This is a genomic window from Streptomyces sp. NRRL F-525, from assembly GCF_000716605.1.
GTDB lineage: Bacteria > Actinomycetota > Actinomycetes > Streptomycetales > Streptomycetaceae > Streptomyces.
Genome location: NZ_JNXE01000014.1, coordinates 227,055 through 251,268, shown reverse-complemented (window position 1 = coordinate 251,268; position 24,214 = coordinate 227,055). Strand labels below are relative to the sequence as shown.

Annotated in this window: 23 protein-coding genes; 11 read left to right on the top strand and 12 right to left on the bottom strand. The window is 71.9% G+C overall.

The window, feature by feature from the left end; all coding sequences use genetic code 11:
• Nucleotides 1-33 precede the first annotated feature (33 nt).
• The 3 genes from OO69_RS21615 to OO69_RS21605 form a co-directional block, all read right to left on the bottom strand.
• On the bottom strand, nucleotides 34-912 hold the full coding sequence (locus OO69_RS21615) for a hypothetical protein (RefSeq protein ID WP_033282372.1): 879 nt from the start codon (nucleotides 910-912) through the stop codon (nucleotides 34-36).
• Between the two features lie 136 nt (nucleotides 913-1,048).
• A complete protein-coding gene (locus OO69_RS21610) occupies nucleotides 1,049-2,575 on the bottom strand; it encodes a hypothetical protein (RefSeq protein ID WP_033282371.1) in 1,527 nt (508 codons plus the stop codon).
• An 89-nt stretch (nucleotides 2,576-2,664) separates the two neighbouring features.
• Nucleotides 2,665-3,372: a GntR family transcriptional regulator gene (locus OO69_RS21605; RefSeq protein WP_033282370.1), complete on the bottom strand. Its 708-nt coding sequence runs from the start codon at nucleotides 3,370-3,372 to the stop codon at nucleotides 2,665-2,667.
• Nucleotides 3,373-3,541: 169 nt separating this feature from the next.
• Between OO69_RS21605 and OO69_RS21600 the strand changes: the two genes are divergently transcribed.
• The 5 genes from OO69_RS21600 to OO69_RS21580 are packed head-to-tail and all read left to right on the top strand — an operon-like array spanning nucleotide 3,542 to nucleotide 7,924.
• Nucleotides 3,542-4,861 (top strand): MFS transporter, encoded by a 1,320-nt coding sequence (locus tag OO69_RS21600; protein WP_033282369.1) that lies wholly within the window; start codon nucleotides 3,542-3,544, stop codon nucleotides 4,859-4,861.
• A complete protein-coding gene (locus OO69_RS21595; protein WP_033282368.1) occupies nucleotides 4,858-5,679 on the top strand; it encodes a putative hydro-lyase in 822 nt (273 codons plus the stop codon). Before OO69_RS21600 ends, OO69_RS21595 begins: the two co-directional genes overlap by 4 nt.
• A gap of 12 nt (nucleotides 5,680-5,691) precedes the next feature.
• A complete protein-coding gene (locus OO69_RS21590; RefSeq protein WP_051801140.1) occupies nucleotides 5,692-6,444 on the top strand; it encodes a LamB/YcsF family protein in 753 nt (250 codons plus the stop codon).
• Complete coding sequence (locus OO69_RS21585) at nucleotides 6,441-7,058, top strand: 5-oxoprolinase subunit B family protein (protein ID WP_033282366.1); 618 nt, start codon at nucleotides 6,441-6,443, stop codon at nucleotides 7,056-7,058. The genes OO69_RS21590 and OO69_RS21585 overlap by 4 nt, the downstream gene beginning before the upstream one ends.
• Nucleotides 7,055-7,924: a biotin-dependent carboxyltransferase family protein gene (locus tag OO69_RS21580; protein WP_033282365.1), complete on the top strand. Its 870-nt coding sequence runs from the start codon at nucleotides 7,055-7,057 to the stop codon at nucleotides 7,922-7,924. The genes OO69_RS21585 and OO69_RS21580 overlap by 4 nt, the downstream gene beginning before the upstream one ends.
• A 6-nt stretch (nucleotides 7,925-7,930) precedes the next feature.
• On the opposite strand, the gene OO69_RS21575 is transcribed toward OO69_RS21580, so the two are convergent.
• The 5 genes from OO69_RS21575 to OO69_RS21555 form a co-directional block, all read right to left on the bottom strand.
• Nucleotides 7,931-8,791 (bottom strand): SGNH/GDSL hydrolase family protein, encoded by an 861-nt coding sequence (locus OO69_RS21575; RefSeq protein WP_033282364.1) that lies wholly within the window; start codon nucleotides 8,789-8,791, stop codon nucleotides 7,931-7,933.
• The gene (locus tag OO69_RS21570; protein WP_033282363.1) at nucleotides 8,788-9,951 is read right to left on the bottom strand and encodes a glycosyltransferase; all 1,164 of its coding nucleotides are present in this window, start codon (nucleotides 9,949-9,951) and stop codon (nucleotides 8,788-8,790) included. The genes OO69_RS21575 and OO69_RS21570 overlap by 4 nt, the downstream gene beginning before the upstream one ends.
• Nucleotides 9,948-11,075, bottom strand: a complete 1,128-nt coding sequence (locus OO69_RS21565) for a glycosyltransferase family 4 protein (RefSeq protein WP_033282362.1) — start codon at nucleotides 11,073-11,075, stop codon at nucleotides 9,948-9,950. Before OO69_RS21565 ends, OO69_RS21570 begins: the two co-directional genes overlap by 4 nt.
• A gap of 139 nt (nucleotides 11,076-11,214) precedes the next feature.
• Nucleotides 11,215-12,633 (bottom strand): HEAT repeat domain-containing protein, encoded by a 1,419-nt coding sequence (locus tag OO69_RS21560; RefSeq protein ID WP_033282361.1) that lies wholly within the window; start codon nucleotides 12,631-12,633, stop codon nucleotides 11,215-11,217.
• Between the two features lie 336 nt (nucleotides 12,634-12,969).
• The gene (locus OO69_RS21555) at nucleotides 12,970-13,362 is read right to left on the bottom strand and encodes an ankyrin repeat domain-containing protein (protein WP_033282360.1); all 393 of its coding nucleotides are present in this window, start codon (nucleotides 13,360-13,362) and stop codon (nucleotides 12,970-12,972) included.
• 256 nt (nucleotides 13,363-13,618) lie between these two features.
• Here OO69_RS21555 and OO69_RS21550 point away from each other — a divergent pair, with 256 nt between their 5' ends.
• The gene (locus tag OO69_RS21550; RefSeq protein ID WP_019059657.1) at nucleotides 13,619-13,813 is read left to right on the top strand and encodes a hypothetical protein; all 195 of its coding nucleotides are present in this window, start codon (nucleotides 13,619-13,621) and stop codon (nucleotides 13,811-13,813) included.
• 34 nt (nucleotides 13,814-13,847) lie between these two features.
• Nucleotides 13,848-15,425, top strand: a complete 1,578-nt coding sequence (locus OO69_RS21545; protein WP_033282359.1) for a membrane protein — start codon at nucleotides 13,848-13,850, stop codon at nucleotides 15,423-15,425.
• A 57-nt stretch (nucleotides 15,426-15,482) separates the two neighbouring features.
• Here OO69_RS21545 and OO69_RS21540 read toward each other — a convergent pair whose 3' ends face one another.
• Nucleotides 15,483-16,982, bottom strand: coding sequence for a PLP-dependent aminotransferase family protein (locus tag OO69_RS21540; protein ID WP_033282358.1), 1,500 nt, complete (start codon nucleotides 16,980-16,982; stop codon nucleotides 15,483-15,485).
• 64 nt (nucleotides 16,983-17,046) lie between these two features.
• Between OO69_RS21540 and OO69_RS21535 the strand changes: the two genes are divergently transcribed.
• The 4 genes from OO69_RS21535 (at nucleotide 17,047) to OO69_RS21520 (ending at nucleotide 20,521) form a co-directional block, all read left to right on the top strand.
• Complete coding sequence (locus tag OO69_RS21535) at nucleotides 17,047-17,736, top strand: YczE/YyaS/YitT family protein (protein ID WP_234444492.1); 690 nt, start codon at nucleotides 17,047-17,049, stop codon at nucleotides 17,734-17,736.
• On the top strand, nucleotides 17,733-18,500 hold the full coding sequence (locus OO69_RS21530) for a glycerophosphodiester phosphodiesterase (RefSeq protein WP_033282356.1): 768 nt from the start codon (nucleotides 17,733-17,735) through the stop codon (nucleotides 18,498-18,500). Before OO69_RS21535 ends, OO69_RS21530 begins: the two co-directional genes overlap by 4 nt.
• Before the next feature lie 41 nt (nucleotides 18,501-18,541).
• Complete coding sequence (locus OO69_RS21525; protein WP_033282355.1) at nucleotides 18,542-19,891, top strand: MFS transporter; 1,350 nt, start codon at nucleotides 18,542-18,544, stop codon at nucleotides 19,889-19,891.
• Nucleotides 19,892-20,146: 255 nt separating this feature from the next.
• On the top strand, nucleotides 20,147-20,521 hold the full coding sequence (locus tag OO69_RS21520; protein WP_003977404.1) for an RNA polymerase-binding protein RbpA: 375 nt from the start codon (nucleotides 20,147-20,149) through the stop codon (nucleotides 20,519-20,521).
• A 104-nt stretch (nucleotides 20,522-20,625) separates the two neighbouring features.
• Here OO69_RS21520 and fxsA read toward each other — a convergent pair whose 3' ends face one another.
• The 3 genes from fxsA to OO69_RS21505 form a co-directional block, all read right to left on the bottom strand.
• On the bottom strand, nucleotides 20,626-21,183 hold the full coding sequence (gene fxsA / locus OO69_RS21515; protein ID WP_033282354.1) for an FxsA family membrane protein: 558 nt from the start codon (nucleotides 21,181-21,183) through the stop codon (nucleotides 20,626-20,628).
• Between the two features lie 72 nt (nucleotides 21,184-21,255).
• The gene (locus OO69_RS21510) at nucleotides 21,256-22,068 is read right to left on the bottom strand and encodes a polyprenol monophosphomannose synthase (RefSeq protein WP_033282353.1); all 813 of its coding nucleotides are present in this window, start codon (nucleotides 22,066-22,068) and stop codon (nucleotides 21,256-21,258) included.
• A gap of 530 nt (nucleotides 22,069-22,598) precedes the next feature.
• On the bottom strand, nucleotides 22,599-24,200 hold the full coding sequence (locus OO69_RS21505) for an amidohydrolase (RefSeq protein WP_033282352.1): 1,602 nt from the start codon (nucleotides 24,198-24,200) through the stop codon (nucleotides 22,599-22,601).
• Between the last annotated feature and the right edge of the window lie 14 nt (nucleotides 24,201-24,214).

Genomic DNA, 24,214 nt, shown 5'->3' with positions numbered 1-24,214 from the left:
GGGGAGTTGAGAAACCTCAGGAGCTGAGGAATCTCAGGAGTGGAACGGCAGCCCGGCGTCGGCCACCAGCTCCAAGTCCTCGGTGTCCTCGGCGGGCATCAGGCTCGCGGTGCCGTCGGTGACCGGGACAACGCCCAGCTCCAGCAGCTCGGCCATGGCGGCGCTTCCGGCCATGTCACGCACCTGGAGCTGATAACGGGCGGTCGTGCGATAGGTACCGCCGTTGTCGTCACCGGTGCGCTGCAGGAACCCGGAGTCGGTGAGGAAGGCGGCGGCCTTGCCGACGATCCCGGTGGTCGAACCGGCCAGTCTCCGGGCGTCCTTGGTGGCTCCGGTGGCACTGCGTCTGACCCAAATACGCCAGGCGGCCTCCAGCCCGGGCGCGTCGGTGGCCGGGTCGGTGTTCATGCCCTGCTCGTCGGCCCGCTCCTCCAGCCGCCGACAGGCCTGCCGCACAAAGGCGTCGACCCCGTTGACCGTGACCCGCCCGATGTACCCGTCATCAGCAAGATCCTCGGGCCGCGGAAACGCCATCGCGGCCACGGCAAGATGCGCGAGTCCATGCAGGAACCGATCCCCGGAATCGGCAGCCGTACGACGCGCGTAGTCCCCCATCCGCACGGCGAACACCGAGTCCTCAGCGGCAGTCACAGCCATCCCCGCGCGCGGGGACACCTCCAGCACAACCAGCCCAAGCCCGGCGGCAACGGCGTCGGCGAGCCGCGCGAACGGCGAATCCTCGCGGTATCGGCGGAGCAACTCCGCGTACTCCTGATCCCGAGCGGGCTGCAACTTCGGCTGCAACCCAAACGCGACGAGACGAGCCGCGTCGGCAGCATCGGCGGGCGTGACAGCAGCACTCACCGCGGGGGCGGCAACCTCCGGTTCACTCCATTCGCCCTGCTCACTCACGACTGCAACTCCTTGGTCTTCCATACGAGGTCGAGGACAGGCGCCCCTTCAGGGGCGCGGGGCTGTGACATTTGCGGCTCCGCCGCGTGGGCGCGACCAGCCACAGCGAGCCCGCACCCGAAAGACGACCGACCCATCACGCCGCATCACTCCGACCAGCAGCCATCCCCGCCGCATCCAACAAGGCCACCCCGACGATGAGATCAGCCCCACCGAACTCGTGATCATCCAGTTCGGTCCCGTCATCCACGGCGAACAACAACTTCGGCTCTCCCTGCCGGTAGGCGGTACCAACAGGCGGACTCGCCGCATGCACGGCCAACAGGGCAACCAGATAAGGAAGTTCCGCGTCCTGACGCCGCGCGTCAGCCAGCAACCCCGACAACCGCCGAGGCGCATCCGCAGGCAGATCAAGCAACTCCATGGCCGCAGCCAGCTGCTCCTCGCTGAACCGACTGTCGTCCGGCGTGGCGATGAGATCCGGCTCAGGCATCTCCGCCCCAAGATGCTCCCGCTCAGCAGGCGGCGTCAGCAGTATGTCGACAAGATCCCCCACCCGAACGGACACCGGCGTACGCAACCCGGTCCCCCGAGCGAAGAACGCGTCAGTGACCCGGATCGCCGACTCCAGCGGCAACGGCAGCACAGGCGAAACGAGATGCCCGTAGAGGTCGATCCCCGAGGTCGTCATCGGCGTGGCGAAGGCCTGCCGATCCTGCTCCGCACGGAACAGCGGCCCCGCCTCCAGAAGACGCGACTGAAGCTGCGTGTGCCGCCGGATGCAGTCCTTGACGATGTCGACCAACTCGGCCGCCCGCCGCTTCTGTTCGGCGTCCTCGGACTCGTCACGGGCCTTGCGGATATTGGTCAGGATCGCGTTCTCGTGGCGATACCGATCAGCAACGTGATCGAGAGCCTCGGCGATCATGTCCGGCACAGCACTGAGCCAGTCCACCGCGCGGACGTTGCGCCGCGTCGCGTCCAGCGCGCGCCGGAGCGTCTCCGAGTACTGCACGGTCCGGTACCGGGCCTGCTCCGCGGCGAGCTGCGCGTCGGCGAGCCGCCCCCGGCTGATCAGCACCTCCAGCTTCACCTCGGCGGCGATCTGCGCACTGGTGACGTCGGTGTCGAGGGCGCCCACGAGGACGTTGACGGCCTCGTCGGTCGTACGGAGGTACACGCTGCCCCCGTAACCGGGAACCTCCTCGATCAGCTTGAAGTCGTAGTCCCGGCGCACATACGTGCCGTCCTGCGCGAACGTGCCGTAGACCGTGCGGAAGCCGCGGTCGACGCTGCCGACGTTGATCAGGTTCTCCAGGACCCAGCGGGCCACGCGCTCGTGCTCGGCGACGGGGCGCTGCGGGGCCTGTGCGGCGATGCGCGGGATGAGCCTGGCCACTATCTGGTCGTGGTCGGCACCCGTGTCGAAGTCCATGTTCAGGGTGACCAGGTCGATGGCGGCGAGGGCCACCTCGGCCATGCCGTAGACCGAGTACTCGCCAGCGAGATTGGCCTTGCGTGCGTCGAGGTCGTGCAGCGGCGCGGTGCAGGCGAGCGCGCGCAGTCGCCGCGCCAGTCCCTCGTCGGCGGCCGGGCCCGGGGCGGGGCGCGGCCCCGCGCTGAACTGGGGCGGAACGCTGTCCGTCGATGCAGGCGAAGTCACGGTGCACAGACTAGGTCCTCGGTCTGACAACGACCCAAACGACGCAGAAGCGACTACCGCCTCAACCACGTGTGTCGGTCATGTGCGGGTCAGTCGACCACCGTGCCGTCCTCGCCGACCCGCTGCCGGTACGCGTCGACGACCCGGTCGAGCGAGTCGTCGAGGTAGACCGCGAGCAGTTTCTCGGCCTCGGCCGCGTCGTTCGCCTGGAGGGCCTGGAGGATCAGGCGGTTGCGCTGGAGGTACGGCTCATGGAGCGCCTTCGGGTCGTCCACGAGGTGGAAGGCGAGCCGGAGTTCGGCGAAGACGCTGCGCATCAGCTCGTCCGTGCGGGCGCTGCCGGCGAGGGCGACGAGTTCCCGGTGGAAGTGGATATTGGCCGTACCCACGCCTTTCCAGTCATCTTCGACGGACGCCAACTGCCCTTCGGTGACGGCCGAGGCGAGCTGTTCGAGGGCGTACGGCGGCTCGCCCAGTCCGCGCACGACGGCGCACTCGACGAGGCGGCGGGTGAGGTAGATGTCCTCGACGTCCTCGACGCTCAGGACCCGGACGAAGACGCCCCGGTTCAACTCGTGGACGAGCAGCCGCTCATGGGTAAGCAGCCGGAACGCCTCGCGGAGTGTGTTGCGCGACACACCGAGCGCCCCGCCGATGCTGTCCTCCGAGAGCCGTGTGCCCGGCGGGAAATAACCCTCCGCGATCCGGCTCCTGAGGATGTCCGAGACACGTTCCGCGGTGCTCGTACGGCCCAGGAGGGCGCGGTCGTCTGCCAGTCCCGTCAGCTGCTCTGCCATGCCCGGAATTCAACCGCAGATACAAGAACGAAACAACATGGGTATTGAGGGATCGTTCAACGATCCTCTACCTTTCTCGGAAAGGCGCCACCGCTCACCCCGGCGCCGACGGCTTCCGCACGGCACTGCTCACTCCCAGCACCCTCCGTCCTCCCTCTGCGAGGTGCCCATGAGCACGACCCCTCCACCTCAGGCCCTGAACACCGGAACACAGCCCGGCGCGGACGAACTGACCGCCGACGACGGCGCGTTGGCCTGGCTGCGCGCGCTCGGTCCGAACGGCCGGCGCGCCTTCGCCGGCGCGTTCGGCGGCTACGCCCTGGACTCCTACGACTACTTCACGCTGCCGCTGAGCATGGTCGCGCTGGCCGCGTACTTCGGCCTGGACAGCGGCCAGACCGGCCTGTTCACCACGGTCACGCTGGTCGTCTCCGCGGTCGGCGGTGCCGTGGCGGGCGTCTTCGCCGACCGGGTGGGCCGCGTCAAGGCCCTGATGATCACGGTGATCACCTACGCCGTCTTCACCGTGGCCTGCGGCTTCGCGCCCAACTACGAGACCCTGCTGGTGTTCCGCGCCCTCCAGGGGCTCGGTTTCGGCGGCGAGTGGGCGGTCGGCGCGATCCTGGTCGCCGAGTACGCGAGCGCCAAGCACCGAGGCCGTACGCTCGGCGCGGTCCAGAGCTCCTGGGCGGTCGGCTGGGCGCTGGCCGCGGTGGTCTACACGCTGGTCTTCTCGTTCCTCGGCGACGACCTGGCCTGGCGGGTGATGTTCTGGACCGGCGCGCTCCCCGCGCTGCTGGTGCTCTGGGTACGGCGCCGGGTGCACGACGCTCCGGAGGCGACGGCCGCCCGCGAGCAGAACCCCCAGAAGGGCTCGTTCGCGGCGATCTTCAAGCCCGGTACGGCCGAGTCCCCGGGTCTGCTGCGTACGACGGTCTTCGCGGGCCTGCTCTCGACCGGCGTCCAGGGCGGCTACTACACCCTCGCCACCTGGGTGCCGACGTACCTCAAGACGGAGCGCGGGCTGTCGGTCGTCGGCACCGGCGGCTATCTGACCTTCCTGATCTCCGGTGCGTTCCTGGGCTATCTGACCGGCGGCTACCTCACCGACGTGCTCGGCCGCAAACGCAACATCTGGCTCTTCGCGCTGCTCTCGGCGGTCTGCATCCTGGTGTACACGCACATCCCCAGCGGCGCCAACACCCTTCTCCTGGTGCTCGGTTTCCCGCTCGGGTTCTGCATGTCGGCGATCTTCAGCGGCTTCGGCTCGTACCTGAGCGAGCTGTATCCGACGGCGGTGCGCGGCACGGGACAGGGCTTCACGTACAACACCGGCCGCGCGGTGGGCGCCGTCTTCCCGACCCTGGTGGGCTTCCTGGCCGACAGTTGGGGTGTGGGAGGAGCGCTCGTCTTCGGGGCCATCGGTTACGGCATCGCGGCACTGGCGCTCCTGGGGCTGCCGGAGACGCGTGGAAAGGAACTGGCGTGAACCGCACGGAGGACCGCCCCCTGACCCTCGTCGACGAGCACGCGCACGCGTGGAGCCCGCGTTCCGCCCGGGCCCGCTTCCGGGCCGGGCTGACGGGTCCCACGGCCGGGGTCGCGGCGGGCCACACCCAGGTCAACCTGATCTCGGTGCCCGCCGACTGGGCCTACGACATGCTGCTGTTCTGCCAGCGCAACCCGAAGCCCTGTCCGGTGCTCGACGTCACGGACGCGGGCTCCTGGGAGACGGTGCTCGCGGACGGCGCCGACCTGCGCACCGATCTGCCGCGCTACCGGGTGTGGCGGGACGGCGAGCTGACGGACGAGCCGACGGACGTACGGGCCTACTGGCGCGACGACCTGGTGTCGTTCCTGATCGGGTGCAGCTTCACCTTCGAGTGGTCGCTGAGCGAGGCGGGCGTCCCGATCCGGCACATCGAGCAGGGCCGCAACGTCCCGATGTACGTGACCGGACGCCCGTGTCGCCCGGCGGGGCGGCTGCACGGCCCGATGGTGGTGTCGATGCGCCCGGTGCCGCCGGAGCATCTGGCGACGGCGATCCGGGAGACCGCGCTGCTCCCGGCGGTGCACGGCAGCCCCGTACACTGCGGCGATCCCTCGGGGCTCGGCATCGCGGACCTCGGCCGTCCGGACTTCGGCGATCCGGTGGACGCCGACCCGGACGACATCCCGGTGTTCTGGGCCTGCGGGGTGACCCCGCAGGCCGCGGTGATGGCCTCCCGCCCGCCGTTCGCGATCACCCACGCGCCGGGCCAGATGTTCGTCACCGATGCCCGCGACGAGCAGTACCGCATCGCCTGACCAGGAGAGATGATGATCGATCTGAACGCCGACCTCGGCGAGGGCTTCGGCCGCTGGCATCTCACCGACGACGAACAGCTGTTGTCCGTCGTCACCAGCGCCAACGTGGCCTGCGGTTTCCACGCCGGGGACCCGGTCACCATGCGGCGGGTGTGCGAGCTGGCGGCCGAGCGCGGGGTACGGGTCGGCGCGCAGGTGTCCTACCGGGACCTGGCGGGGTTCGGGCGGCGCGCGATGGACGTGCCGTCCGCCGAGCTGGCGGCCGAAGTGGCGTACCAGATCGGCGCCTTGGAGGTCTTCGCCCGCGCGGCGGGCACGCGCGTGTCCTACGTCAAGCCGCACGGCGCGCTCTACAACCGGGTGGTGCACGACCCGGAGCAGGCTGCCGCGGTGATCGAGGGCGTGCTCCTGGCCGACGCCTCGCTGCCCGTGCTCGGGCTGCCCGGCTCGGTCGTCCTCGACCTGGCCGCGAAGGCCGGGCTGCCGGCCGTCACGGAGGCGTTCGCGGACCGCGCCTACACCGACGAGGGCACCCTCGTGCCGCGCGGCCGGGACGGCGCGGTGGTCACCGACCCCGACGCCGTCGTGGAGCGCTCGCTGAGCCTGGCCCGCTCCGGGATCGTCGACGCGCTCTCCGGGGCCCGCATCGAGGTACAGGCCCGCTCCCTGTGCCTGCACGGGGACACGCCCGGCGCGGTCGACCTGGCCCGCAGGGTCCGCGCGCGGCTCCTGGAGTCGGGCGTCCGGGTGGAGGCGTTCGCATGAGGGTGCTGCCCGTCGGCGACAGCGCGCTGCTCGTCGAGGTCGCCTCCGGTGAGGAGGCCCAGGCCGTCCACGCGGAGCTGCTGCGGCGCCGCGCGGAGGGCCTGCTCACGGTCCGCGAGATCGTCCCGGCCGCCCGCACGGTCCTCCTCGACGGCCTCGACGACCCGGCCCGCCTGGCCTCCGAACTCACGACCTCCGACGTACCCCCCGCTCCCCCACGCGCGCGTGAGGTGATCGAACTCCCGGTGCGCTACGACGGCCCCGACCTCGCCGATGTCGCCGCCCTGTGGAACGTCCCCGAGCGGGAGGTGGCCCGTATCCACGCGGCCACCGAGTTCCGCGTCGCCTTCTGCGGCTTCGCCCCCGGCTTCGGCTACCTCACCGGCCTCCCGGCCCGCTACGACGTCCCGCGCCGGGCCACCCCGCGCACGGCCGTCCACGCCGGTGCCGTGGGCCTGGCGGGCCCGTACACCGGCGTGTACCCACGCGCCTCGCCCGGGGGATGGCAGCTGATCGGCACGACGGACGCGGTCCTGTGGGACACCGCTCGCGAGCCGGCCGCACTGCTGTCGCCCGGCACGCGCGTGCGCTTCGTCCCGATGGCGGACGTATGACGGACCGTGCGGTCGCCGTCGTACGGGCCGGAGCGCTGACCACGGTGCAGGACCTGGGACGGCCCGGACACGCGCACCTGGGGGTGCCGCGTTCCGGAGCGCTCGACTGGCCCGCGGCGGCGCTCGTCAACCGGCTGGTCGGCAATCCACCCGAAGCCGCCGTCCTGGAGACGACCCTCAACGGCTGTGCCGTACGGCCTCGTTCAACGATCCTCGTGGCAGTCGGGGGCGCCCCCTGCCCGGTCACGGTGGACGGACGGCCCGCCGCCTGGGGAGCCCCGGTGCACGTGCCCGCCGGAGCGCTCCTCGACATCGGAACGGCCGTCTCCGGAGTGCGGTCCTACGTCGCCTTCGCCGGCGGTGTCGGGGTCGAGCCGGTGCTCGGCAGCCGTTCCACGGACCTGATGTCCGGCCTCGGCCCGGCGCCGCTCACGAACGGCGCCATACTGCCGCTGGGTTCCCCGATGAGCCGCCACGCGTGCGTGGACGTCGCCCCGCAGCCGGCTCCCCCGACCGAACTCGTCCTGCGGGTGACCCTGGGGCCCCGCGAGGACTGGTTCACCCCGGAGGCCGTCCGCACGTTCACGTCACGCGCGTACCGAGTGTCCTCGGCGAGCAACCGCATCGGGCTGCGCACCGAGGGGCCCGCCCTGGAGCGGGCCCTGACCGGTGAACTCCCCAGCGAGGGCATGGTCCTCGGCGCGATCCAGGTCCCCCCGGACGGCCACCCGGTGGTGTTCCTCGCCGACCATCCGACCACCGGCGGCTATCCGGTGATCGCCGTCGTCCGCCCCACGGACCTCCCGGCGGCCGCCCAGGCGGTGCCCGGAACCCCCGTCCGTTTCGTGGCCGTACGGCGCCGCTGAAGCCCCCTAAGCGGCGTCCGGCTGCTCCTGCTGCACCGACAGCGAGGCCAGCGCCATCGACACGGCGTGGGACGCGCTCAGGTCCAGGCGCGCGCTGGTGCCCCGCGCGCGGTGCCGCATCTCGTCGGCGGCCAGCCTCAGGAGCTGCGGCAGCAGGTCGGTGCAGCGGCGGGCCACCCACCCGGTGCCCGCGGTCGCCAGCCACAGCAGGCTGGCCGACCTGGTGGGCACCGGGAACTCGGGCTCGGGCGAGGGTGCGACCCCCGTGGCCACGCCCTCCTCGGTGAGCAACGCGTGAAAACGCAGCGCCAGTTGGCGGTGTCCCAGCTCGCTGGGGTGCAGCCGGTCCGCGCTCCAGATCTCGCGGCCCATGATCCACTCGCCCTCGGCCGCGTGCAGATGCACCGCCCCGTAGCGCTCGGAGAGCGCGTGCACCACGGTGTTGACGGCCCGTTGGCGCCGGGCCAGCGGGCGGGCCAGCGCGCCCGGGAGGCCGAGCATCGCGCCCGGGTCGGGCAGACAGGCCGTGAGGAGGGTCGCGCCCCGCGCCGTGAAAGCCGCGTAGACCTCGTCGAGGCGGGCGGCCACGGCCTGGATGTCGAAGGTGCAGCGCAGGGTGTCGTTGACCCCTATGACCACGGACACGACGTCCGGGTTCAGGGCGAGCCCGGCCGGGGTCTGCCGTTCCAGCACGTCCCGCGTCTGGGCCCCGCTGACCGCGAGGTTCGTGAACTCCACGGATTCCTCGGGCTGTTCGGCCAGCCCGCCGGCGAGCAGCGCGGCCCAGCCGCGCCATGCCTCGCCGACGGGATCGCCCACGCCCTCGGTGAGCGAGTCACCGAGGGCGACGAAACGGACCGTTCTCATGCCACGCCTCCGGGCACGTACCGCCGGACCGGAACATCCGCGTCGTGGGCCGCGAGGAACGCGTCGACCGCCGTGTGCCAGCCGAAACACTCGGCACGCGCGCGTGCGATCTCGCGGCGCTCCATCTCGGGGCGTTCGAGGAGCATGTCCACGGCGTCCGCGAAGGCCCGCCCGTTGTCCGCGGCCGTGGCTCCGGCGGAGCCGATCACCTCGGGGAGTGCGGACGAGGCGCTGGCCACCACGGGCGTCCCGCAGGCCATGGCCTCGAGCGCGGCGAGCCCGAAGGTCTCGGCGGGCCCGGGTGCCAGGCACACGTCGGCGGAGGCCTGGAGGGCGCCGAGCAGCCGCCGGTCGGAGACGTGCCCGAGGAAGGTGACCGGCAACCCCCACTCCCGCGCCCGCTGTTCGAGCCGGGCCCGCAGCGGCCCGTCCCCGGCGACCACGAGGACCGCCCGCCGCCCGCGCCGTACCAGCGCCTCCAGGGCGTCGAGCGCCGTGCCGGGCTTCTTCTCCACGGAGAGCCGGGTGCAGGTCACCAGCAGAACCTGGTCCACGCGCGCGTACTCCGCGCGCACCAACGGGTCCCGCAGCGCCGGACTGCGCCCCACCAGGTCGACGCCCAGCGGAGCCCGTACGACGTTGCGGGCGCCGATGCGGACGAACTCCCGCTCGGCGAACTCGGTGGTGCACACCACGCGCGCGTAGGTGTGCGCCGTACGGACGTTGAGGGCGTCGGCGGTGCGCCGGGACATGTTCTCCGACAGGCCCCAGGTGCGCAGGACGCCGTCGGCGGTCTCGTGGGACACCATCACGGCGGGGACGCGGGCCCGCCTGGCCCATTTGCCGGTCCAGCGCAGGGTCGTACGGTCGGAGACCTCCAGGCGGTCCGGGGCGAGTTGTTCCAGGAGGGTGGCCACGCGCCGCTTGTCGGCGAGGACGCGGTAGCCGCCGGTGCCGGGAAGCAGCGGCCCGGGCAGGGTGATGACCCGGCCCTGCTCGGTCTCACGGTCGGTGTGGCGCTCGCCGGGCACGATGAGGACCGGGTCGTGCCCGGCCTCCTTGAAGCCCTTGCCCAGCTCGCGCAGGGCGGTGCGCAGCCCCCCGGAGGAGGGGGCCACGAAGTTGGCGAGGCGGACGATCCGCAGCGCGGCGGTGTTCATGCCGCGACCACCACCTTGCGGGCGGCGAGGACATCGCCGTAGTGCGCGATCAGCTGGTCGCCGATGGCTGCCCAGGTGCGGCCCTCGACCATGGCCCGCGCGGCGGTGCCGTACTCGGCGCGCAGTGCGGGGTCGGCGGCCAGGGTCCGCACGGCGTCCGTGACGGCGGCCTCGTCGCGCGGCGGGAAGAGGAACCCGGTGCGGCCGTGGGCGACCAGGTCGAGCGGGCCGCCGGCGGCGGGCGCGACGACGGGGACGCCGCTGGCCATGGCTTCCTGGACGGTCTGACAGAAGGTCTCAAAAGGTCCGGTGTGCACGAATATGTCCAACGAGGCGAAGATACGGGCGAGCTCGTGACCGGTACGCCGGCCGAGGAAGACCGCGCCCGGCAGCGCCTCGTCGAGGTGCGGCCGGCTGGGTCCGTCGCCGACGACCACGACACGGACGCCCGGGAGGCCGCAGGTTCCGGCGAGGAGTTCGATCTGCTTCTCGGGGGCGAGCCGGCCGACGTAGCCGACGAGCAGTTCGCCGTTCGGGGCGAGTTCGCGGCGCAGCGCCTCGTCCCGGTACTCGGGGCGGAAACGCTCGGTGTCGACGCCGCGGGGCCAGAGGCGGACCCGGGGCACGCCGTGTGCCTCCAGGTCGCCCAGAGCCGCGCTGGAGGGCGCGAGGGTGCGGTCGGCGGCGGCGTGCACGGAGCGGATGCGCCGCCAGGCGGTGGCCTCGCCCGCGCCGACGTATGTACGGGCGTATCCGGCCAGGTCGGTCTGGTAGACGGCGACGGCGGGGATGCCGAGCCGCGCGGCGGCGGCCATGCCGCGGACGCCGAGGATGAAGGGGCTGGCCAGGTGCACGATGTCGGCGCGGTGTTCGGTGATGGCCGCGGCGACGCGTCGGCTGGGGAGGGCGACGCGGACCTGGGGGTAGCCGGGGAGCGGTAGGGAGGGGACACGGATGACGGGGCACGGCGACTCTGCGTCGGGCCCGGGACCGGCCGAGGTGGCCGGCGCGACGACGAGCGGATGATGACCGCGATCCACGAGGTGCCGGGCGGTCTGGAGCGCGCAGTGGGCCACGCCGTTCACATCGGGGGGAAAGGATTCGGTCACGATGACGACACGCATACCCGTGTTCTCGCCGCGCTGGACGTGCCCGCGTCAACGTCGATCTATGCGAACGGTGAACGTCCCATGAGCGTTGCGCTGCACACCCGAGCAGGTCAGACGGCGTCCATGCGCGTCTGACCCGCGGGTCATCCCACGTTCACACTGCGGGGGCGTCGGGCCCGATCCGGCTCCGTACGGCTGTCTGTACTTCCGCTTCCTCGGCCGGGTCGGCGGCGAGCCTGCGGAGCTGCTCCACGACGCGGGCGTCGGCGGTCTCGGCGTGCCGGGCGGCGATCTCGCGGGTGGTCTCCTCGCAGTCCCAGAGGCACTCGACGGCGAAGCCGGTGGGGTAGGAGGGGTCGGTCGCGGCCAGGGCGCGGGCGGCCCGGCCGCGCAGATGGGACGAGGCGGTCTCGCGGTACACATGGCGCAGGACGGGGGCGGCGCAGGCGATGCCGAGGCGTCCGGCGCCGTCGACGAGGGTCCACAGGGTGGGGGCGTCGGGTCCTTCGCCCATGACGGCCTCCCTGAGGGCGCCGAGGACGAGGTCGCTGTCCTGGGCTCCGCCCCGGCAGGCGAGCATCCGTCCGGCGGCGGCGCCGAGCGGGTCGGGCCGTCGGGCCCAGCCGCGGGCGCGGTCGACGGCGGCGACGGACCGCATCCGTTCGAAGGCGTCCACGGCGGCTTCCACTACGGGTGCCGGGCCGGTGGCCACCGCGCGTTCGATGAGCGGGAGGGCCTCGGGATCGTTGCTGTCGGCGAGATAGCGCAGGGCGGTGCAGCGGGCGCCCTCGCCGCCGTCCTTGGCGGCCTCGACGATCTCGGGCCGGTCCTCGGGGCCTGCCACGGCGGTGAGGCAGCGGGCGGCGGGGACGTGCAGCGCGGCGCCGCGTTCGAGGCCCTGTTGGGCCCACTCGAACACCGCTTGCACGCTCCACCCCGGACGGGGCCCGGTTGGTCGCATCTGGCGTTGCCAGAGGTCGAAGCAGCCGGCCTCCTGGGCGGCACGCACGCGCGTGGCGATCGATTCGCGTGAGTCCTCGGCCCACAGCCGCCAGGGCCGGGGTTCGAAGGCGTCGCGCACGGCGGTGGCCAGTTCGGCCTCACCCTCGGGGTCGGCCGGGAAACGCGCCAGCACCGGGGCGGCGAGGGCACGCAGGCCCGCGTCGTCGTCCCTGAGCGCCAGTTCGTCGAGCGCCCAGGCCCAATTGGTTCCGGAGGCCGCGTACCGGCGCAGCAGCACGAGCGCGTCCCGCCTGCCGTAGGAGGCGAGGTGCCCGAGCACGGCGAGCGCGAGGCCCGTGCGGGACTCCTCGGTGTCGAGGACGTCCTCGGAGTCGAAGAGATGCGCCTCCACGGCGTCCAGGTCGCCGCCCAGATCGAGGTACAGACGGGCGTAGTACAGGGAGCGGTTCTCCACCTGCCAGTCGTGGCGGGGGTCGCGCAGCACACAGTGGTTCAGTGCCGCGAGTGCCTCGGCACGGGGTGCGGTGAGCGCGTGCAGTGTGCCGTCGCCGCGGCCCCGCTGAAGCAGGCCGAGCAGCGTACCGCTGGGCGCTATGACCGGATCGAACATGGGAAACAGCCTCACATCAAGCGTCGACGCAACCGGGGAACGTGCACTACCTGGCCGCGTGACAACACGTCGGGGCGCCCGCCGTTTCCTGCTTGCTGTAGACCATTTTCCTCTGCCTCTCGTAGGTGGCCCATGCGGGCCGCAACTACGGCCCGCGCGGTGCGGCAACACCTGCCCAGCCATCGCGTCCGTAAATCACGACGTCATGATGACCCGGCAGTTCTCGATGCCGCGACCGAAATTTCGGGCGGCGCCGTGCTGCCTTCCCCCGTTTTCCCCCGTTTTCCTTGTCGTACCTGGTCAGCGGGCCCGTCTTCGCTGCCGACGGACCGGGTGTCAGTGCGCGCCGAACAGCTCCAGCAGCTCGGCCTTGGCGAACATCCGGGCCGTGTCGACCGCCGACGGGGTGCCCGCGGCCGGATCGGCACCGGCTTCCAGGAGGACCTCGATCACCTCTTGCTCGCCCTTGAAGACGGCTCCGGCGAGCGGGGTCTGGCCCCGGTCGTTGATCCGGTCGGCCTCGGCGCCGCGCGCCAGCAGGGCCCGTACGGCGTCGGCGTGCCCGTGGTAGGCGGCGAGCATCACCAGGGAGTCGCCGCGGTCATTGGTGAGGTTGGCCGGGACGCCCGCGTCCACGTAGGCGACCAGCGCCTCGGTCCCGCCCTGGCGGGCCAGATCGAAGATCTTGGTCGCGAACTCCACGACCTCGGGGTCGGGGGCTTCACTCATCGGCCTGACCGCCTCTCACTAGTACGGGTGAATCGCCAGCGTACTGGCTCCACAGACACATGACCGGCCCCCTCCGAGGCAAAGATCACCACTGGGCCCGACACAGGTGAAACCCCTGCTCAGACGGCCCGAATGCGCTCCGCCATCCGAGGGAAATTCGCCGAAATTCACCCACTTGCACCTTTTATCGTATGGATACATTCTGTGATCCTGGAACAACTCATGGTGACTGTCCCCACGAACCAGGAGAGCTCAAATGATCCTGTCCATGTCAGGCGTCGTCCTTCTCGGCATCATCGTCTTCCTCTTCTTCAAGAAGGACGGACTCAAGGCCTCCCACGCGCTGGTGGCCGCACTCTTCGGCTTCTACATGGCCAGCACGGCCATCGCGCCGAGCATCAAGGCCGGCGGCGAGAGCCTGGCGAGCCTCCTCGGCGGCATCAAGTTCTGACGCAACCACCCGTACGGACCTTCAGGAGACAGCAGTGGCCCGGCGCCCCCTCCCCCGCATCCTGAGCAACGGCACCGCCCAGATCGCCCGGAGCCGGGAGCTGGCCCGGACGGCGGCCGACAGCGCCACCGATGTCCTCCACCCAGTGATCACGATCACCAAGGGTCTGCGCCGGCTGGCATCCGCCGGCCGGCGCAGATGGGCCGAGACCCCCAAGGACAAGCGCGGGCCGCTGCTTTTCCTGGTGGCCTCGGTGGTCCTGGTCGTGGCCCTGGTCCCGTACGGCCCGCTGCTCGCCGCCATCACCCTGATGGCGGCGGCGGCATGGCAGGGCCGGGACCGCACCCCGCCGGCGCCCGAAGGGCCCGACGAGTCCCAGACCCAGCGCCTCCAGTCCCTCTACGAGGCGCTCGTGCCCTACTTCTCGGCCGCCGAGGACCCGGCGCCCCTGTTCGCCCACGGCGGAGACTGGGAGAAGGCCTTCCCCGCCTACGAGTTCGACGGCGCGGGCCGGATCTCCCATCTGGTCGTCCGCTATCCGGCGTACTTCACCGACGGCGAGGCCGACTCCCGCGCGCGGATCGAGCAGCTGCTCACCGCGAAGTCCGGCCGCGGCCGTGAGTACCACTTCGCGTGGGACGAGGAGGGCAACCAGCTCACGATCGGTGTGCTCGCCCCGCTCCCCACCGACATCGCCGCCCAGCGCTTCGTGACCGCCCCCGGCGAGACCGTCCTGGGCTTCACCGACCCGACCCAGGTCCACCGCACGCTCCCCCTCACCCACGGCGAGGAACAGCGCGACGTCCCACCGGTCGTCTGGCGCACCGGCATCCGCTCCACCGAGCCGAACCTCCTGGTCATGGGCCAGCCCGGCAGCGGCACCTCCACCCTGCTGCGCTCGATCGCCCTGCAGGCCCTCCAGTACGGCGACGTCCTGATCGTCGAGGGCGGCGGCACCGGCGAGTACGCGTGCCTCACCGGCCGGGACGGCGTCCTCGCGGTCGAGTGCGGGCTGGCCGGCGCGCTGGCCAGCCTGGAATGGGCCGCCCACGAGACGGAACGCCGGCTGATCGCGGCCAACCGCGCCCGTCAGTCGGGCGACCCGGCACCGGACGACACCAGGCGCCCCCTGTGGATCATCCTGGACCGCCCGAGCGCCTTCGCCCACGTGGCCACGGCCGACGGCTACAAGGACCCGCAGTCCCTGCTCCAGGTCCCCCTCCGGCACGGCCGCGCGGCCAACGTGACGGTGGTGGTGGCCGAGCAGTTCGACAGCGCGGACACCCTGAGCGACGCCGTACGACAGCACACACGCGCGCGTGTCGTCCTCGGCCCCGCCACCGCCGCCCAGCTGGAGGCGGTCCTGGGCGCTCCCCCGCACACCACGCCGATCGCCCAGATCCCCCCGGGCCGCGGCTACGCCCGCCTGGGCAGCGGCCCGGTCCACCGCCTCCAGGTCCCGGCGACCCCGGACCCGTACGACGACGCGACGAACGACGCCCACCGCCAGGCTGTCCTGGCCCTGCTGCCGCCGCGCACGACACCGGCGGACGCGGAGGAGACGGTGGCGACAGAAGCGGTGGTCGAGGCCGCGGTGGCGGAGACTTCGTAGAAGCCCGGTTCCGGTGCGGGCGGCCGGGAGTCGCCCGCACCGGCCCCTGACGCCTCGCTACGCCACGAACGTGCGCGGCGAATCGCCGCCCCCGGTGACCCCGTTCTCCACCAGCCGGGCCGCCGCGGCCAGCCGTACCGCAGCCTCCTCGGCCACCGCGCCCCCGACGGTGAACGGCAGGCGCACATAGCCCTCGAAGGCACCGTCGACGCCGAAGCGCGGCCCGGACGGGACCCGCAGGCCCACCCGCTCCCCCATCTCGGCGAGCCGTGAGCCGGACAGTCCGCCGGTGCGCACCCACAGCGTGAGGCCGCCCTTGGGCACCTCGAACTCCCAGTCGGGCAGCTCCCGTCGTACCGCCGCCACCAGCGCGTCCCGGTTCTCGCGGGCCTGAGAGCGCCGGATGTCCACGGCCTGTTCCCAACCGCCGGTGCTGAACAGCCAGTTGACGGCGAGCTGCTCCAGCACGGGGGTGCCGAGGTCGGCGTAGGCGCGGGCGGCGACCAGGCTGCGGATGATGTCGGGGGCCGCGCGGACCCAGCCGATGCGCATGCCCGCCCAGAAGGCCTTGCTGGCGGAGCCGACCGTGATCACCGTCGAGCCGGCCGGGTCGAAGCCGCAGACGGGACGCGGCATGTCGACGTCGTCGTCCAGCCACAGTTCGGTCATCGTCTCGTCGGCGACGAGCACGGTGCCCGCCGAGCGGGCCGCGTCGACGAGTTGGCGCCGCTGGTCGTCGCCGGCCAGGGCACCCGTCGGGTTGTGGAAGTCGGCGACGACGTACGCGAGCCGGGGCGCCGCGTCCCGCAGCACCTGCCGCCAGCGGTCCAGGTCCCAGCCGGAGAGCCCGTCGGCCATCGCCACGGGCACCAGCCGCGCGCCCGCCTCGCGCATCAGCTGGAGGATGTTGGCGTAGGAGGGCGACTCGACGGCGACCCGCTCGCCGCGCCCCGCGAAGAGATGGCAGATGGCGTCGATGGCGCCCATCGCGCCGGTCGTCACCATGATCTGCTCGGGCATGGTCGGGATCCCGCGCAGGGTGTACCGCTCGGCGATCATCGCGCGCAGCGCGGGCAGCCCGGCCGGGTAGTCGCCGTGCGTGTGGGCGTACGGCGGCAGCTCCTCCAGGGCGCCCTGCACGGCTCGCGTGAGCCACGGCTCGGGCGCGGGCAGCGAGGCACAGCCCAGGTCGATCACCGAACCGAGGGCCTCCGGGGGCAACGGTTCCAACCCGCGCGCGGGGAGTGGATTACCGGCGGGTACAGCGGTCCAACTGCCCGCCCCGCGCCGGGACTCCAGGAACCCTTCGGTGCGCAGCGCCTCGTAGGCGGCGGCGACGGTGGTGCGACTCACGGACAGCGCGAGCGCCAACTCCCGCTCGGCGGGCAGCCGCGCGGCCACCGGGACGCGCCCCTCCAGCACGAGCAGCCGGATGCCGTCCGCGAGCGCGCGATAGGCGGGCGGTCGGCGGGTGCCGGGCCCGGCCGGCCGGTCCTGCTGGGAGTTGAGCAGCCGGGCCAGCTGCGCGGCGCCCATCGCCGAGGTCCACTGCGCCATGGAAACCAGTCCACCTTCCCGGAATTGGCCATGGATGGCCTGCGTTCTCAAGCCACAGAGTGACATGCGTCAGGCCACTACCACCACCAGGGGGCACCCTTTGTCCACGCGGAACCGTCTCGGGCGACGGTTGGTCCAGCTCTACGTCGGACTCGCGCTCTACGGCGCCAGTTCGGCGCTCCTGGTGGTCTCGGGCCTGGGCCTGGAGCCCTGGAACGTGCTGCACCAGGGCATCGCCGAACTCACCGGCCTGACGATCGGCGTCGTCTCGATCATCGTCGGCGCGGCGGTGCTGCTCCTGTGGATCCCGCTGCGCCAGCGCCCGGGCCTCGGCACGGTCTCCAACGTGTTCGTGGTCGGCCTGGCCATGGACGGCACGCTCGCGCTGGTGCCGGACGCGCACGGCCTGGCCGTACGGATTCCGCTGCTCCTCGTGGGCATCCTGCTGAACGGGGCCGCCACCGGGCTCTACATCTCCGCGAACTTCGGACCGGGACCGCGCGACGGGCTGATGACCGGGCTGCACCGGCTCACGGGCCGGTCGATCCGGCTGATGCGGACGGCGATCGAGGTCGCGGTCGTGGCCACGGGATTCGCGCTCGGCGGCACCGTCGGCATCGGCACCCTCCTGTACGCCCTGGCGATCGGCCCGCTCGCCCAGCTGTTCCTGCGCGTGTTCGCCGCCCCGCCGGCATCCGGCGGCAGCACGGTCGTAGCCACCGGGTCACCGGAACGGGCCATACTGCCCCGGTGACCACGCTCATACGTCATCCGTACCTCGACCACCCCGGCCCGATCCCCTTCGCCCACCGGGGCGGCGCGGCGGACGGCCTGGAGAACACCGTGTTCCAGTTCCGCCGCGCGGTCGAGCTGGGCTACCGGTACATCGAGACCGACGTCCACGCCACGGCGGACGGGAAGCTCGTCGCCTTCCACGACGGGACCCTGGACCGGGTGACCGACGGCGCCGGGCGGATCGCGGACCTGTTCTGGTCGGACGTGAGCCACGCGCGCGTGGCGGGCAAGGAACCGGTGCCCCTCTTCGAGGAGTTGCTGGAGACCTTCCCCGAGGTGCGCTGGAACGTCGACATCAAGGCGGAGCCGGCGCTGCGCCCGCTCCTGGACCTCCTGGAGCGCACCGGCTCCTGGAACCGCGTCCTCGTCGGCTCCTTCTCCGAGAAACGCGTGGTCCGCGCCCAGCACCTGGCAGGGCCGCGCCTGGCCACGTCGTTCGGCACGCGCGGGGTGCTGAATCTGCGGCTGCGGTCCTGGGGAGCGCCGCTCCCGGTGCGCCGCTCGGCGGTCGCCGCACAGGTGCCCGAGGAGCAGTCGGGCGTCCCTGTGGTTGACCGGCGCTTCGTGCAGGCCGCACACGCGCGTGGAGTGCAGGTCCATGTGTGGACCATCAACGAGGCCGATCGCATGCACCGGCTCCTGGACCTGGGAGTCGATGGCATCATGACCGATCACATCGACACACTGCGCGAGGTCATGGTGGAGCGGGGCGTCTGGGCCTGAGCCCCCCGGGGCGACGCGTTCACGGGGAAGCGAGGGCACGGGTGGGTACCGACACCCTGCGGTCACAACCGGCCGACGAGGCCGCCGAGCGGCGGCGCGAGCAGCGCGGCTGGTACTTCTACGACTGGGCCTGCTCCGTCTACTCGACGAGCGTGCTCACCGTGTTCCTGGGCCCGTATCTGACCTCGGTCGCGAAGTCGGCGGCGGACCCTGACGGGTTCGTGCATCCCCTGGGGATACCGGTCCGGGCGGGGTCCTTCTTCGCCTACACCGTCTCCGCGTCCGTGATCGTGTCGATCCTCGTCATGCCCCTGGCGGGCGCGGCGGCCGACCGCACGGGCCGCAAGAAGCCCCTCCTGGCGCTCGCCGCCTATGTCGGCGCGACCGCCACCACGGGCCTGTTCTTCCTGGACGGCGATCGCTATCTCCTGGGCGGCTTCCTACTGATCGTCGCCAACTCCTCCGTGGCCGTCTCCATGGTCGTGTACAACTCCTACCTTCCGCAGATCGCCCCTCCGGAGGAGCGCGACGCGGTCTCCTCCCGCGGCTGGGCCTTCGGCTACGCGGCGGGCTCCCTGGTCCTCGTCCTGAACCTGATCCTGTTCACCGCCCACGACTCGTTCGGCCTCTCCGAGTCGATGGCCGTCCGCATCTGTCTCGCCTCGGCCGGGATCTGGTGGGGCGCCTTCACCCTCGTACCGCTGAAACGGCTGCGCGACCGCGGCCGTACGACGTCCGAGGCGCCGACGGCGCAGGGCTGGCGGCAGCTCGCGGCGACCGTCCGGGACATGCGCGGCAAACCGCTCACCCTGTCCTTCCTGTTCGCCTATCTGATCTACAACGACGGCATCCAGACGGTGATCTCCCAGGCATCCGTGTACGGCTCCGAGGAGCTGGGCCTGAGCCAGTCCACGCTCATCACCGCCGTCCTGATGGTCCAGGTGCTCGCGGTGGCGGGCGCGCTCGGCATGGGGCGACTCGCCCGGACGTACGGGGCCAAGCGGACGATTCTCGGCTCGCTGATCGCATGGACGGTGACCCTGGCCGCCGGGTACTTCCTGCCCGCCGACGCGCCCGTCTGGTTCTTCGTGCTGGCCGCCGGGATCGGCCTCGTCCTGGGCGGCAGCCAGGCGCTGTCCCGGTCCCTGTTCTCGCATCTGGTGCCGCCGGGGAAAGAGGCCGAGTACTTCTCCGCGTACGAGATGAGCGATCGGGGCATGAGCTGGCTGGGACCCCTTCTGTTCGGGGTGACCTACCAGCTGACCGGAAGTTATCGGGACGCGATCATCTCCCTGGTGGTCTTCTTCGTGGTGGGATTCGTGCTGCTCGCGCGGGTCCCGGTGGCGCGGGCGATCAGCGACGCGGGGAATCCTCTTCCCGAGAGGATTTAGCGCTGGAGGCGAAAGGGCGGTAGTGTACGCGTTTGGCCTGCCTGGCGTACCGTTACTGCGCGTCAAAGATGACGAATCGCTAGGTGACATCTGCTAGTAGATGTGACAAACCGGGCGCTGGTGGGTACAACAAGGGGCGGCTACGACGGCGACGCATGACCCCGTACGGGAATCTTTACCGCCGACCGGACGTTGACCGGATGACGACGACAGCGACACCTGTCCTGTGGGCGACAAGCCCGGGAGGCACGATTCATGAGTGAGCGAGCTCTTCGCGGCACGCGCCTCGTGGTGACCAGCTACGAGACGGACCGCGGTATCGACCTGGCACCACGCCAGGCCGTGGAGTACGCATGCGAGAAGGGACATCGCTTTGAGATGCCCTTCTCGGTCGAGGCGGAGATCCCGCCGGAGTGGGAGTGCAAGGTCTGCGGGGCCCAGGCACTCCTGGTCGACGGCGACGGCCCTGAGGAAAAGAAGGCCAAGCCCGCGCGTACCCACTGGGACATGCTGATGGAGCGGCGCACCCGCGAGGAACTCGAAGAGGTCCTCGAGGAGCGTCTTGCCGTTCTCCGTTCCGGCGCGATGAATATCGCGGTTCACCCGAGGGACAGCCGCAAGTCGGCCTAGTCCTGAAGGTGCGGAGCGGTTCTACCGCACAAGCACAAAGCAAGTAAGCGCGGGCGCCGTACGAATCTGTACGGCGCCCGCGCTTTTGCCTGTCCGCGACCGGGTCAGCGGGTGAGCGGCGGACGCGGGCCCTGCGGGGCCTCGCTGCCGGGCTCGTCCCGGATGACCTCGCCCTGGACGACCTTGCCGTCCGGGCGGTGCATACGGGCCTGCTGGAAGGCGTCTCCGAGGGTGCCGGGGGCGGCCTTGCCGAGCTTCCGCTCGACCACGCGCTCCGCGTAGCGCGCCAGGGCCTTCTGGACCGGCGGGATCAGCAGGAGCAGGCCCAGGGCGTCCGAGATCAGCCCGGGGATCATCAGCAGCAGGCCGCCCAGCATCATCAGGCCGCTGCCACCGCCGCTGGCCGGGGCGGTGCCCTGCTGCACGGCCTGGCTCAGGTTCTGGAAGGCCCTGCGGCCCGCCCGCTTGATCACCACGGCGCCGAGCACGAACCCGGCGAGCAGCAGCAGGAAGACCGTAAGACCGCTCGACGCGCCCGCGACCACCGTCAGCAGCCAGATCTCCAGCACCAGCCAAACGGCGATGCCCAACGGCAGGAACGTACGCAGCCGGGAACGCGGAGGCCGGGCGGCGGAGGAAGGGGTGGGTGCGCCAGTCGTCATACGTCCAGTGTGCCTGGGCCCGGCTCAGTGCGGGATAAGCGGACGATCAACGAGGCCTGTGAAGTCGCGGGGCTACGGCTGTGAAGGCTTTCTCCCGGGGTTCGCGCGGCCGCGGAGCTTGCCGACGCGCTCACCCACGCCCCAGGTGGTGACCCGCCACAGGGCCTCGACGAGGATGTCGCGGCTCATCTTGGAGTCGCCGAGTTCGCGCTCCACGAAGGTGATGGGGACCTCGACGACGTGGTAGCCGGCCCGGACGGCGCGGCGGGCCAGGTCGACCTGGAAGCAGTAGCCCTGGGAGGCCACGTCGTCCAATCCGAGGCCTTCGAGGGTCTCGCGGCGGAAGGCGCGGTACCCGCCGGTGATGTCGCGCAGCGGCAGGTCGAGGGCCACGCGCGAGTAGAGGCTGCCGCCGCGCGAGATGAACTCGCGGGACTTCGGCCAGTTCACCACCCGGCCGCCGGGCACCCAGCGGGAGCCGAGCACCAGGTCCGCGCCCTTGAGCGCGGTGAGCAGCCGGGGCAGCTCCTCGGGCTGGTGGGAGCCGTCGGCGTCCATCTCGATGAGGACGCCGTAGCCGTTGTCCATGCCCCAGTGGAAGCCCGCCAGGTAGGCGGCGCCGAGGCCTTCCTTGCCCTTGCGGTGCAGCACCTGGACCTGTTCGTCCTCGGCCGCCAGCTCGTCGGCCAGCTTGCCGGTGCCGTCGGGGCTGTTGTCGTCGGCCACGAGGACATGTGCCTCGGGGACCGACTGCCGCACCCGACCGACGATGGACTTGATGTTCTCCGCCTCGTTGTAGGTCGGGATGATCACCAAGGCCGTGCCGAGCGGGCCGAACTTCCGCCCCTGGGCCTGTGCCGCGAGGGCTCCGTCGCCGTCGTTCACTGCTGCCCCTTCATGTCCGTACGCAGGCGTCCACCATAGTGGCCGCGGCCTGGGATGACGTGCCACGCCGTTCGTACGGTGGTGTCGATTCGACAAGAACGGGGTAAGGATGCCCGTTTTGGCACCCACCTACTGCGGATGGGGGCCCGGCGCCCTTCGGGCCGACCTGGGACCCGCCGGCTGCGGGTCGACCAAGGCCGTTGTCTACTGGACGTCCGGGCCCCACCCGGGTCACACCAGCCGACCGGCCGGAACGTTCCCTCGCCGTGGCGCGGGCGCTGAGCCTGGCTCCCAGTGACGGTGCCCGGTGCGGCACCGACCCTGACCCAGCGGCGCTTCGACGAGTGCTCGGAGGTTCCCCGGTCGGGCGTCCGGTGGTGGACTCGGACGAACCTACCGGCCCCCTGCGCCCGCCTGTCAACAGCCGTTTGACCTGGCCTTTCTCCCACAACCGGCTGGTCAGGGCAGAGGATGCGCAGGTCGCGCGACGGCGCGGCGGCCGTGGATCGGGGGCGCGCCACCCCGGGAGATCACTCGCCCGGCCGTACGAACACCGTCCGTCCGCCCACGACGGTGCGCAGACAGACGGGAAGGTCGCCGCCCGGTGTCAGGTCGGGCAGTCCGGGTGTGCCGGAGCGCGGGTCGGTCGACCAGCGCGCGACCCGGTCGTCGGGCGCCTGCACCACCAGGGCGTCGGTCCGCCAGACGGCGTAGTCGGCGGGCGCGCCCGGCACCAGAACACCCGCGTCGTCCCGTCCTACGGCCCGCCAGCCGCCCCGCGTATGCGCGGTGAACGCGGCCCGCACCGAGACGCGATGTTCAGCCGTCCGGTGGAACGCGGCGGCGCGGACCGTCCCCCACGGGTCGACCGGCGTGACCGGGCTGTCGGAGCCGAAGGCGAGCGGCACCCCGGCCCGCAGCAGGGCCGCGAAGGGGTTCAGGGCACGTGCCCGCTCCACGCCGAGCCGCTGGGCGTACATGCCCTCCTCGCCGCCCCACAGCGCGTCGAAGGCAGGCTGCACGGAGGCGGTCAGACCCAGCTCGGCGAAGGCCGCGATGGTCTCCGGGGTGAGCATCTCGGCGTGCTCGACCCGGTGACGGGCGGCACGGACGCGACCCAGGCCGACCTTCTCCGCGGCCTTCCGGACGCCGTCGACCACGGCGGTCACCGCAGCGTCCCCGATGGCGTGGAAGCCCGCCTGGAGGCCCGCCTCGGTGCAGGCGGCGACATGGGCGGCGACGGCGTCCACGTCGAGGTACGCGAGACCGGTGTGCCCGGCGTCGGCGTACGGCTCGTGCAGACACGCGGTGTGCGACCCGAGAGCGCCGTCCACGAAGAGGTCCCCCGCCGCCCCTACGGCGCCCAGCTCACGCGCCTTCTCGACGTCCTGCTCGGCCCAGTAGCCGACGACGCGCGGCCCGAGCTCCTCGGCGGCCAGCCGCAGCAGGCCCGTGAAGTCGTCCTCGGAGGAGATCTCGGGTCCGGCGCACTCGTGGACCGAACCGACACCCAGAGAGGCCGCATGAGCGAGGGCGGTCCGCTGGGCCTCGACGCGCTGCTCCGGCGTGATGGCGGCGAGCGCGGTGGCGCGCACGGCGTGGTGGGCGTCGGCCGTGAGGGGGCCGTCGGACGCGGCGAGGCCGGGGACGAGGTCGAGCAGGGCGGTGCTGACGACCGCGGAGTGGACGTCGATGCGGGAGAGGTAGAGCGGGCGTCCACCGGTCGCGGTGTCGAGTTCGGCGCGGGTCGGCGGACGGCCCCCGGGCCAGCGGGCGGCGTCCCAGCCGTGGCCGAGCAGGACGCGGTCGGCCGGGCGGGCGGCGGCGAAGTCCCGGACGAGGGACAGGGCCGCCTCCAGGGAGGGAGCGTCGGACAGGTCGAGCCCGGTGAGCGCGAGGCCGGTGGCCGTGGTGTGGACGTGTGCGTCGGTGAACGCCGGGGTGACCAGCGCGCCGTCCAGGTCGACCACCTCGTCGACGCCGTCCGCGAAGGCGTCGGCGGCGCCCTCGGAGCCGACCCAGGCGACCTGGCCGCGCTCCACGACCATCGCGGTCGCGAAGGGGTCGGCGGGACTGTGGACTTCGCCGCGGCGGAGCAGGACGGTCGACGGCTCGGGGGTGCGCTCACTCATGGGGAACAGTCTCG